Below are 12,680 nucleotides of genomic sequence, written 5' to 3' on the forward strand. Positions count from 1 at the left end.
TACCTACAAGGTTTTCAAAACCTTGCAGGATTTTTTATTTGATTTGTAAATTTTATTCAGAAACAAGTTTTTCTAGTTTTTCAGATGAAGCAATTTCTTGTCCATTTCTAAAAATCTTAAACCCTTTTCCCTTGTTATATTTTTCACCTGTTTTGTCCCATAAAATGGTAATAATAGCACCATGGTACAACACATTATCTAAACAAAACCAATCCCATTTATCTTGAGGAATTAACGGATTGACTTCTATTTTCTCATCAGCTCTTGGACGTAAACCTACCAAGCCTGTAATCATTAAATCATTAAATGTTGAATGATTGTAATAGCGACTACGCTCTCGATCGCCCATTAACCAATAGCCCGTAGTTTCATCTAGATATTCACCAATGTATGGTCGCCCACGATAATATTGCGACTCTACATATAAATTCATTTGTTTGAAATAATCATCTTCTGAAACTACATCTTGACTGTAGTTATTCAACACATTTGCCATAGCTGTTAGTGTTTGAGACGTTGCAAAAGGCCAAACCGCACCATCCCATTCGCAAGTTCCTGTACCATGACTTCTAAAACGTGGACTTCTACGTTCGGCGGTTGTTAAACCAAAAGGTGCAGAAAAACCTTGTTCGTCTTTTACTTGTGCCCAAGCTTTTTCAAATCCTTTGTTCTTTTCTGGAAGATTGAAATACCAAGGAATAAAACCAATGGCTTCCCTTACATTGGAAGAGGTATCTTTCTCGGTCATCGTTTCAAAAAATTCATCTTTGGGATTCCACAAACGAGTTTCAACTAAATTCTGAAGTTTTTCAGCTTTATTAGTAAAATAGACTTCATTCTTTTTATCTCCTTTTATGGCTGCTATTTTAGATAAAGCTTCAGCATTTCCGAACATATAACTGTTGATGGTTGGACGTACATTTTGTACATGGCGCCCGCCACTTAGGGATTCTTCCATGCCATCTTTCACGTCAATTTGCCAAAACAATCCATCAGTTCTACCTCTATCAATTTCCCATTGTGCATATTCTGAAACTAAATCGGGGTACATATCCAATAGAAACTTATCATCTTTATTTACCAAATAGCGGTTGTAAAGCGCATCGGCAGTCCAGCTACTAAAATTCATGAGCTTTTTCATTCTACCTCCGTCATTCCCTCTAAACCATAACTTTACATTTTGTTCGATGAATTCTGGATTGTGCACCCATCTAAACTCATAAATGTGATGCCCTAAAGCACATGCAATTAAATTGTATTTATCGGCGTACGAACGGTCTACCAAAAACTCGGTAATGGCGTAACCTTGTGGTGTATTGGTGATGTGCTTACGCAAACTCCACCAACGGAAATAATACATTTCTTCAAAGTTTTGTTGCGGACATTCAAACAATGGAATATTCGTTTTCATCCAAGACCAAGCACTATCATTTGGAATAGCTTTGGCTATGTTTTCATCTTCCATGGTGTTGAAATAATCTACATAATGTTTGTAGTTATCAACTTCTAAAACATATGGTTTTTGAGCTACCAAAGTCGATTTACAACTACTAAATACAACTGTAAAAAAGACTAATAATAGTTTGATATGATTGATTTTTGAATTCATTTTAATAGTTTATTTAGCGTAAAAGATATAGGATTCTCCTGCTTTCATTTCCACATCATACTCGTAATACTTAGGAAGCTTCACTTTCTTAATTTCTGCTTTTTCAGAAATAATTGGTTGCTTAACTTCCACATCATAAAACAACGGATTTGGGTTTTTGCCTTTTGCTTTTTTAAGTCCATTCCCCTTTAATGGTGTTTCACTCCGTAATCTACAATTACCACTAATTTTTGGTTGAATTTTTAATTCTAAAACACTGTTGTTTTTCCAAATCAAATCAATTTCATAACCTCCTCTAGACTTCAAACCTTTTATTTCACCATCTTTCCAAACATTTGGTAAAGCAGGCAATAAATGAATAGCGCCTTCGTGACTTTGCATGAGCATTTCTGCAATACCTGCTGTACAACCAAAATTACCATCTATTTGAAATGGTTGATGGGCATCTAGCATATTTGGATAGGTTCCACCACCTTTTCGTTGGTCGACAGTTACTAAATGCAATTGGTCTTGCAATAATTTATATGCATGATTGCCATCTAACAAACGTGCCCATAAATTTACTTTCCAACCCATAGACCACCCAGTAGATTCATCACCTCTAAAATTTAATGAGGTTTTTGCTGCTTCAAATAATTCAGGAGTTTTAAAAGGTGAAATTTGATTACTAGGAAACAATCCGTACAAGTGTGATACATGACGGTGCTTGTCTTCAGGGTCGTCCCAATCGATCAACCATTCTTGCAATTGCCCATGCTTTCCAATTTGCATTGGCGGCATTTTAGCTAAAGCATCTTTTAATTTTTCGGTAAAATTTTTATCTTCTGAAAGAATATGTGTTGCTCTAATAATGTTGGTAAACAAATCGAAAATCAATTGATTATCCATGGTTGTTCCTGCGGTAATAGTTGATGTACCATCTTCACCAGCATGTGTGTTTTCAGGAGAATTTGAAGGCACTACCACTAAATATCCCGAATTAGGATCTTTAATCATAAAGTCTAAAAAGAACGTTGCCGCTCCTTTCATTATGGGATAAATTTCTTTTAGATAATTTTCATCACCCGTATATAAATAACGCTCCCATAAATCTTGACATACCCACGCGCCACCTGTTGGCCACATACCCGATGCCGCATTATCTATTGGCCCTGTAATACGCCAGATATCGGTATTATGATGTAATACCCAACCATCGGCATTGTACATAATTTTAGCTGTTTCTTTGCCAGTTTCAGCAACTTCTTTTACCATTTGAATAAACGGTTCGTGCATTTCGGACAGGTTAGTCAATTCCGCAGGCCAATAATTCATTTCCGCATTAATATTCATGGTGTACTTGCTTTCCCAAGGCGGAAACAACATATCGTTCCAAATACCTTGAAGATTTGCAGGTTGCCCACCCGGTTGTGAACAGGAAATTAATAAATAACGTCCGAATTGAAAATATAAAGATGCCAACTGCGGATCGAATTGACTATCGAATTTTCGAATGCGCGCGTCGGTAGTTTCTTTAGCTGCTTCGGTAATTCCCAAATCGAATGATACACGGTTGAAGAATTTTTGATAATAGGCAACATGTGCTGATTTAATGGCCTCAAAATCTTTGATTAAAGCGTTATCTAAATACGCTTTGCTTTTAGCAACTTCGTCTTCAGTAAGTTCTTTATAATTTTTAAAATTGGTAGCTATTGAAATGTAAAGGGTTACCTCATCAGCCTTATTAATACTAATGATTCCATTTTTAACGGAAACATCACCTCCTATATTTCTAGCCGCCATTCTACCTTGAAACTTAACACGTCCTCTTTGACCTTCTACCGTACTTGTTTCACCTGAAAGGGATACTTGATTTCCTTCGGTTTTGGTTAGTGTTTTATCAAACGGACTATTCATAAACACATTTCCAGTGATTTGTCCCGGTTGACTAGCCGTTAATTTTACCACTATCACTTGGTCTGAAAACGCCGTAAGTATTTCTCTTGTAAATGTAACGCCATTCACAGCATACTGAACTTTAGCGGTTGCATTTTCAATATCTAAATCGCGATAATAATTTGTATAATTTTGATGCCCCGGAAATGATAAATATACACTTCCAAAGGTTTGATATGGCATTCCATTATTGGTTTGCGAACGGATATCTGAGGTTGCCAAATCTTGTGCTTCCTTATATTTTCCATCAAAAATAAGCTGACGCACTTTAGGCAATGCCTTTAATGCTTTATCGTGTGCAATGCTATTAGGAGAACCTGCCCAAATGGTTTCTTCGTTTAACTGCAAACGTTCCACCGCTGGATCGCCAAAAACCATAGCACCTAAACGTCCGTTTCCTAAAGGCAAGGCTTCGTTCCAAATTTCGGCTGGTTCATCGTACCAAAGTTTTAATTCGGTTCCCGCTTGAGCAAACAAATTATTTACCCCAAAAAGAAAGATTAGGCAACAAAGAATTTTAATATTTCTATTTTTTAACATCATACTCTTTATTGTTTTTTTCTCCAAATAATTCATACAATTCATCTATATTTTTCATCGCGTTTTGTGGCACGTTTTCAACTTTATTTCCAAAAACATATAAGTTCTCGTAGGGTTCAATAACACAATCGGATTCGTCAATTTCACCCTCTTTATTTTTAGCTTTTTCTAAATTCAACCCTAAATGCTTCGCCATAAAAGGATACATAACCATACGTTTAGACATACCATAATCATGTCCTTCTTCTGCAAAATGAGCATTTTCAACTAGATCCTTTTTACCATAAAAACCATAGGTTCGTTGTATAAATGGAAATTCTAATTCAGGAACGTTGCTAGTCCAATCTTTCCCATCAGAAATAATAAGTTGTGGTTTTGGTACTGCCATGGTTGCTACTTCAACATTGTTTGTCCCATTTCCGCAGAGATGAATACCACGACCACTTTCGCAAGGACAACCACCAGAATGATTTGCTGACACCATAACCACGGGAACAGACACTGTTACTCTATCATCTAAAGCTGCCAAAAACATTGTATGCGAACCACCACCAGAACCACCTGTAACGCCCACACGAGAGGCATCGGCATGTTTTAGAGTTGACACATAATCCAGCAAACGCATACCGCTTAATAGTTGTATGGTTGAAGCGATGCTGTTACGATGCATCGTTTCTGGAAACTGCAATTGCGATTCACCCCAAGCAAACAAATCAAAATTTATGACAATGGCTCCCATTTTAGCCAACATAGCACAGCGTAATTGTTCGTCTTTTCTATACCGACCATCACCAAAATGTCCGTTAGGTGTTATAATAATAGGCGCTTTTTTATTCAATGGGTATGGTTTGTAAATAGAACCCGTTGTATAAACTCCCGGAAGAATTTCCAACCCTATATTTTCAACACTATACCCTTTATACTTTCGTTTTTTGGTTAAAATAGGTTTGAAATCAGGCATTTTTGGTGCTTTATCAATTCCGAAAGCTGTTATCATGCACTGTTTCAATTCGGCTTTTCTGGTTTCCCAAGTTTGTTTATCACTATAAAAACTTGACAAAAAAGCTAAACGTTCTACGCTTTTGGGAATGGATACTCTATGGTGTTGAAATTCCCTGATTTCATAAGTACCATCTGCTTCTTTAAACGTTGTTAAATTGAAAGGTGCTAAAACATTAGCTAAAGACACTTCTAAATTATCGGGTTCGATTTTCCAATCGGCATAATCCAATACTTTATCTTTCAACAAACCTTTATTATCTTCAATTTTTACATGGAAAATAATTTCAATTTTATGAATTGTTTCTGCAATAGGCGTTCTGAAATTAGTATCAGAAGTTTGTGCCTGCATTGTTGAAAACAACAATACGACTATTGAAAAAACTACTATGTTTATTGATTTTAATTTCATTTTAGTTACTTTCTATACTGTAAACTCCCGAACCTATTATAAAAGTTGGTTTATTTGCTTTTTTATCAACCTCAATTTTTCGTTTAAATTGATTTAATGATTTTCCGTTAATTGTGATTTGAGATTCTGCATTGACAGGCAAAATCACTGTTGCTGTTGTATTCACAGGCACTTCAATTTTGAAAATAGTTTTGTTATCTTTCTTCTGCCATTCTGAAACTATTGTTCCGTAAACCGATTTATAACTTGCTTTTACAAAGGTCATATCGCCCACAATCTCTGGTTGAATGAAGAAGTGTTTAAACCCTGGATGTGCTTCATCGGGAACGATGCCTGCCAAACTTCTGTAAAACCATTCTTCAATTTGTCCCATCATAAAATGGTTCCATGAATTTCCTTTTCTTGGATCCCATTGTTCCGTTAATGTGGTTAACCCAAATTTAATTTGAAATCCGTAACCCGGTGTATCATAATGGTTGTTCATTTTATACATGGTTTCGTTTTTATAATTTCTAGCCAACGCTTGAAATAAGTAACGATTCCCTACATCGCCCGTTGTTAATCGGTAACCTCTGTTCTTTATGTCAGCCAATAAATTAGCCATAACCGCTTCTTTATATTGCGGTTCTACAATATCCATAAAAAGCGACACTGCATTACTAAATTGGCTTTCTGTACCGTATTGTTTCGTTTCTTTGTTGAAAAACTCCTTATTGTATGCATCTTTAATATGAGATGCTAAAGTTTCGTACTTAGAAATATCTTCCGTTTTATTTAGATGCTTTGCTGCTTTGGCAAATAAATATGCTGCGTAGTAATAATGACTGGTGGCAGAAAGGGCAATAGGACTATTTTTTGAATAACCAGCAGCATGCTCGCCATAATCGTACCAATCGCCCAATCCGTAATCAAGGATATAATCTTCAGATTTAGAAGTTAAGTAATCAATATACCTTTTCATTACTTGATAATAATCTTTTATCAAACTATCATCGCCATAATATTCGTAATACATCCAAGGCAGAATAACACCTGTAACGCCCCATTCCGGAGAATCGGTAAAATCGCCACCAAACACCACATATTCTGGCGCGATGGTTGGAATCATACCATTTTCGCGTTGCGCATCTGCAATATTTTCCATGATACTGGGAATGTAGGTTTGCAAATTATAATTGAAAATCAATCCAGGACCATTAAGGTGTGCTTCTTCCAACCAACCCAATTTTTCACGATGCGGACAATCCGTCAACACTGCTTGAAAATTACTTTTAATGGCATTATTGATAAGCTCGTGCGCTTTGTTAAAAATTTCGTTGGAGCATTCAAAACTACCTGCCTCACCTGCCGAATTATAAATAAAATTAGATTTGATATCTAATAGTGTTGGTAAATCTTCATTGGTTATTTGAAGATAATTTATGTTTTCAATTTGAATGTATTGATAGCCATAATAACTGAATTTTGGCTGCCATGTTTCAACACCTTCACCTTTTAAAGTGTATTGAAAATAGTATGGTTTTCCAGAACGCCCTTGACTGATGGTACCATCATCTTGCAAACCTTCACCCACCCATATTTGAACTGTTTGTCCTTTTTTACCTTTTACTTTTATGGTGGGAAACCCCGATAGGTTCTGCCCCATATTAAATACATAGGTGTTTGGCTTGATCTCATTAACTTCTTTTACTGAGTATTGCTTTTGAATGCTTACAGGCGGTGCTGTTTGCGCTTTCAATGCGCCTTTTGGAGCTTCTTGAATTATAACAGGTTTCCAATGGGCATCGTTAAATATTGGTGTATTCCAACCCAACTGTTCTAAATTGGCATCGTAATCTTCACCGCCAAACATACCATTATATGTAATGGGGCTTTCTTGGTATTTCCAACTGCCATCAGAACTCACAACCTCTTCTGAACCATCAGTATAAATAATTTTCATATTAAAAAACAAGGTAGGCGGACCAAAACTTATAAAAAATTTGGTATAACGCTCCTGCAAAGTATTGTACATGCCATTACCTAAAAGGACTCCAATGGTATTTTTTCCTTGTTGTAAATCTTCCGAAGTTAATTCATAGGTGTTGAAATTCACCGATTTATCATAATCCGTCCATAAAGGTGCAAATTCACTGTTGCCTATCTTCTTTCCATTAATAGTTAATTCATAATGCCCTAAACCAGACACATAAACCACCGCTTCTTTAATCTCTTTTGAAATTGAAAACGGTTTACGAAGCATGATACTTTGACGTGACAACGGATGGGATGCATTGATGATGGAATCCTTTTTTGCTCTTTTGAACGTTGCCGTATGGTAATTTCTGCCTTCTGGCAAATGGCTGTTGGCCTTTGTAATGGCACCAATCCATATGGGATTTAAGTTTGATGACACAGGTGTTATTCTGAAAAATGCCGATTTACTAAAACTTGATTCTTGGTTATCCTGATTCCAAATTTTTACTTTCCAAAAATATTTGGTTTCGTTTTTTAAAATTGAGCCTGCATAAGTAATAAACTGACTTTGGTTTGACATTACTTTACCACTATTCCAAACATCAGCTTTATTGTCTTGCAGTTTTTCTTCAGAAGAAGCAACCAAAATTTGATATGCTTTTTGAGAAACATTTGATTTTTCAGACACCAATTGCCAACCTAACCTTGGTTGTTTATTAACTACTGCCAATGGGTTTTCAGCTAAATCACAAGTCAATTGCGTAACTATGGTTTGTCCATTAGAACTGAATCCAATGGATAGAAAAACGAAAAATGATATGTTTCTTAAAAATTTCAAACTATTGTTTTTTAGTCACTAATGATTTAATATTAAATACAGCTTCTGGAATGCTAACGCCTGTATAAGGCACATCATCATAATCTGGTGTATCAACAGGGGTGTCCGGATTTGGATAATGACGTTGCTCACCTGTGCGGAACATAATACGCGAAATACCTTCTACGGGTTGAAAAAAGATACCACGTGTTGGCTCACTATTATTAACTGAAACGGTGTAAGAGCGTGATGATGCTTCTAAAGACACTTTGATTATATATTCTTTTCCCGCTTCATAAGATGTAATATTTCTTAAACGGTAGCCTGCTTTGTGTTTCAAATTACCATCCGTATCAAAAATAAATCGAATAGCTGGCATGCCTTGATTATTTTGCAATTCCACCTCCAGCATACCATGATTGTTTTGCTCTGGTTTTACGATAAAAGTTGCTTCCATCTTTTCGGCAAACGGAATAACACGTTCCACACGTGGATAATCAAAAGGATCTTGGTCGCGTAAGGTTAACCATTTTTCATTATCCTTTTTTTCAATTTTTGCTGAACCCCATGATAAATCGTATGTATTCCAAAATTTTAATTCATCTCCATTTGGAAGCTTACTAAAAACATCGTTAGCATCTTTATCAACCGTACTTGTTACTGGAACTGGTACCGAAGCTACCCACATATCTTCCTTATTCATGCTATAAGTTAACCATATTTTTCCATCTGGAGGCGTACCGTTTCCTTCCACAATACCCCGAACGTATTGCGGTCCGTGCGATTTATAAGCACCACCATAACGCAATCGAGATATTTCACCATGAACCAATAATAAATCGGTGTAATTTAAGCCGTCATCACTGGTTGAAATGGCTAATGGCCAACGGAATTCCGATGGATTATAAACCGTTGCATAACGACCATCCGATGTTTTTTGTCCCCAAATTTTGGCATTACTATTTACAAAACCAGGTGCTCTAAGCGCATCGTATTGCCATGTTTTACCATTATCGGCACTCATAGAGGTTAAGGCATGTTTCCATAAACCAACCACGCGTCCATCTGGTATGTGGTAGTAACTAAATGCTTTATATTCTTTTTTAAGCGGAATTAATGGATCGTCTCTATCGGCTTCTTCAACCCATTGTTGCATCATCAATGGTGTTGCCAATAATTCTTCGCAAGCTTTTTTAAAGCCTTTATCTTTACTTTTTGTGTAAAATGGATATGCTGATTTGGAGGTGTCCCATGTTTTATTATGACGAATAAAATAAATAGGTCCAAAACTACCGTCTTTATAAATTTCACGAATAACCCGACCAATACCTTTACCATCGTTGGGATCGTCGTGTGGTTTCATAACAATCCCGTAATAAGCCAAAGTAAAAAACCGGTTATCTGAAGATGTAAAAAAGCCCATACGTTGGTGCATCACCGCTTTTAAGTTTTTTGCTACTGCATCGACACCTTCTTTCACGTAACCATCTGGAATGTTATACATGGGAAAAACAACTTCAGGAAAGCTCCAATTTTCACCATCTTTTGAGGTTTGTAAAAATGATTGACTAGGAGGAATGTGTTCGCCAACAGGATCGCTTAAATATTGTACAAAAAAGGTATCGTTCCAATAAGCTATATTAGGTGCGTGGTTGTATGTCCACCCAAAACCATCCGATTTTTCGGGATGCTCTCTACTTGCTCTCATAATTTGAGTTGCATGTACACCAACCGCCGGACTTAACTGCCCATGATGGTAATCGATATTTGATAGTGTTTTACCAACATATTTTATGGTGTCTTGTTGTGCTTTTGCAGAAATACAAACCGCCAAAACAAAAACTCCTGAAACTAAATACTGGTTTATCTTTTTAAATTCAATCATTATTTTTCTTTACTTTTTTCTATTAAACCCTGTAAAACTTTATTAGAAATGGTACTAATTGTGCCATGCTTATGTCCTTCTGGAAGTTTTATTTCAGCAGTTACATCTTCAAAGGCTTTAAAGTCTGACGTTCGGACTGCTTTATAATTCATGTCACCATAATTATCATAGTAAATCAGCCATTTACCATCTATTTTTAATACTGTTGGTCCTTCCGATTTAAACCCTGTATAAGGTTCAGATATATTTTCAAAAGGCCCTAAAGGTGATGTTCCGAAGCCAACTTTTAGATTTCGCATGGGACGTGTATTGTCTTTTATTACTAATACATAATCGTTTTTTCCTCGCTTCACAATCACGCAATCTATCACACTAAAACCTGGGTCTAAGAATAATTTGGTGTCTGAAAATGTTTTAAAATCTTTTGTAGTGACGTAATACATTCGATGATTATTATATTCATCTTCAATGCCTTTTTCAAAACGAAATGGAATGGTTGATGCCCAAATAATAATGTAACGGTCTTCAACGTCATCATAAAAAATTTCAGGAGCCCAAACATTTATTACTTCGGGTTCGTGCTCCATTACTGGAATATATTGTTGTTCACTCCAGTTTATTAAATCTTTAGAACTGGCATACCCAAAACCATTACCACCCTTCCAATCTGTAGTCCAAACCATGTGATACGTATCATCTTTTCCCTTTACAATGGAAGGGTCACGCATAATTTTACTAGCGCCCGCTTCAGGCTTTAAATAAGGGCCTTTTAAATCCTCCCAATGATACCCATCATTACTGTAAGCTAAATATAAACCTTCTGTTGCTGGCTCTCTAAAAGATGTAAAAATGTAAGCGTCCTTTTTTGGTGCACAACTAAAAAGTATTGGTAATAATATCAGTAATAGTAATCTTCTCATCGGTTTAACGCTATTTTATTCTAATTTAATTTGATTTCTGTTTTCAAATCTTTTCCCATCACCAACACTTTTTTTACATTTTCAAAAACATTGTTTTTTAAGTAAATAGCTTTGGTTTCTGAACCATCTGCTTCTAAAAACACATCGGTTGGTTGCATGGGAAAATTGCCATTAATCATCATATTAGACACATTCATTAATTTAATAACTGGTGTGTCTTTTAAAGGAGATGCCGTTGAAACATTGTCTAAAATCAAATTTTTAGAGTTCTGAATTTTAAATGCTGCTCCAAGTTCTGTATTCACTTTCACATTATGAAACTCAATATCATAGGCTGTATCTATAGAAAACCCTTCTTTTGATTCGATATTGATATTTGAAAATGACAGGTTATGGATTGGCATTTCTGGGATACCAATAACACGACACGCAGTATTAACATTGGTTGCCGTAACATTACTTATATGGATGTTTCTAAAAATTGGCGTGCGCTCGGTTACAGGTTCTTCAACGGTATTCTTATCGTAAAATAAGTTAAACATAAAAGCTTCTTGCTTAATGTTATTCATAACGATATTGGATACTCGAATGTCTTCAACAACACCGCCTCTACCACGAGCCGCTTTTAAACGAATACCTCTATCGGTACCATCAAACACACAGTTTGCAATCGTTACTTTTTTTATCCCTCCAGACATTTCACTACCTATTACCACGCCACCATGACCACTTAACATGGTACAGTTTGTTATGGTAACATTCTCGGTAGGTGTTGCCCATTTTCTACCATCGGCATCACGTCCTGATTTTATTGTAATACAATCGTCGCCCACACTAATATGGCAATTTGAAATATGTACATTTTTACAAGATGTTGGATTGATACCATCGGTATTTGGTGAGTATGGATTAAAAATAGTAACACCATCAATAGTTACATTATCGCAAAATGCAGGATTAATGGTCCAAAACGGTGAATTTTGAATGGTAACACCTTCAATTCTTACATTTTTACAGTTGAAGGCTTGAAATAATGGTGGACGATGAAACAAATAACTTCTAGTACGCTCGTAATAAGGTTCTGTTTTTAAATCGGCATTAGCTTCCTGCGTCATTTTTTGATATTTGGTAAGTTCCAATTTTTCTTTAGCAGATTCTATACGCCAAATTTCCTTCCACCATGCTTCACCTTGTCCATCAATAGTTCCTCTCCCAGTTATGGTCACGTTTTCTACATCCTTAGCAAAAATCAAAGGTGAAAAACTTTGCATGACCGTACCTTCCCAACGCAATTGCACGAAAGGCAAATAATGATCAAAATTGGTTGAAAACCTTAAAATGGCTCCAGATTCGATATGAATGGTAATGTTATTTTTTAATTTAATAGCACCTGTCAGATATTCTCCCGCAGGAAAATAAATAGTGCCACCACCATTTTTTTCGGCCTTATCTATAGCTCCTTGTATAGCATCGGTACATAATATCCCTTTATTATTTCCTCCTTCATTTAAAATATTCAACCAACCATTTGCTGCTGAACTTATAGAAACAAACGATGTGAAAATCGTTAAACATAATAGTAAGCTTATCTTTTTCATAATATCTCG

The 12,680-nt window shown here is 35.9% G+C and carries 7 protein-coding genes; all 7 read right to left on the bottom strand.

Annotated elements, in window-relative coordinates:
* Positions 1-52: 52 nt before the first annotated feature.
* The 7 genes from ACGK9U_RS04090 to ACGK9U_RS04120 are packed head-to-tail and all read right to left on the bottom strand — an operon-like array spanning position 53 to position 12,671.
* Complete coding sequence (locus ACGK9U_RS04090; protein ID WP_394465084.1) at positions 53-1,609, bottom strand: glycosyl hydrolase family 65 protein; 1,557 nt, start codon at positions 1,607-1,609, stop codon at positions 53-55.
* Positions 1,610-1,618: 9 nt separating this feature from the next.
* The gene (locus ACGK9U_RS04095) at positions 1,619-4,087 is read right to left on the bottom strand and encodes a glycosyl hydrolase family 95 catalytic domain-containing protein (RefSeq protein WP_394465085.1); all 2,469 of its coding nucleotides are present in this window, start codon (positions 4,085-4,087) and stop codon (positions 1,619-1,621) included.
* The gene (locus tag ACGK9U_RS04100; RefSeq protein ID WP_394465086.1) at positions 4,071-5,495 is read right to left on the bottom strand and encodes an acetylxylan esterase; all 1,425 of its coding nucleotides are present in this window, start codon (positions 5,493-5,495) and stop codon (positions 4,071-4,073) included. Before ACGK9U_RS04100 ends, ACGK9U_RS04095 begins: the two co-directional genes overlap by 17 nt.
* A 1-nt stretch (position 5,496) precedes the next feature.
* Positions 5,497-8,289 carry a glycoside hydrolase family 78 protein gene (locus ACGK9U_RS04105; protein ID WP_394465087.1) on the bottom strand — a complete coding sequence of 931 codons (2,793 nt, stop codon included), beginning with the start codon at positions 8,287-8,289 and terminating at the stop codon, positions 5,497-5,499.
* Position 8,290: 1 nt separating this feature from the next.
* Positions 8,291-10,153: an exo-alpha-sialidase gene (locus ACGK9U_RS04110; RefSeq protein ID WP_394465088.1), complete on the bottom strand. Its 1,863-nt coding sequence runs from the start codon at positions 10,151-10,153 to the stop codon at positions 8,291-8,293.
* The gene (locus tag ACGK9U_RS04115; protein WP_394465089.1) at positions 10,153-11,073 is read right to left on the bottom strand and encodes a glycoside hydrolase family 43 protein; all 921 of its coding nucleotides are present in this window, start codon (positions 11,071-11,073) and stop codon (positions 10,153-10,155) included. The genes ACGK9U_RS04110 and ACGK9U_RS04115 overlap by 1 nt, the downstream gene beginning before the upstream one ends.
* Before the next feature lie 20 nt (positions 11,074-11,093).
* Entirely contained in the window at positions 11,094-12,671 is a 1,578-nt protein-coding gene (locus ACGK9U_RS04120; protein WP_394465090.1) for a glycoside hydrolase family 28 protein, read from the bottom strand.
* Positions 12,672-12,680 lie beyond the last annotated feature (9 nt).

Source organism: Mariniflexile sp. HNIBRBA6329, assembly GCF_043558645.1.
Lineage (GTDB): Bacteria > Bacteroidota > Bacteroidia > Flavobacteriales > Flavobacteriaceae > Mariniflexile.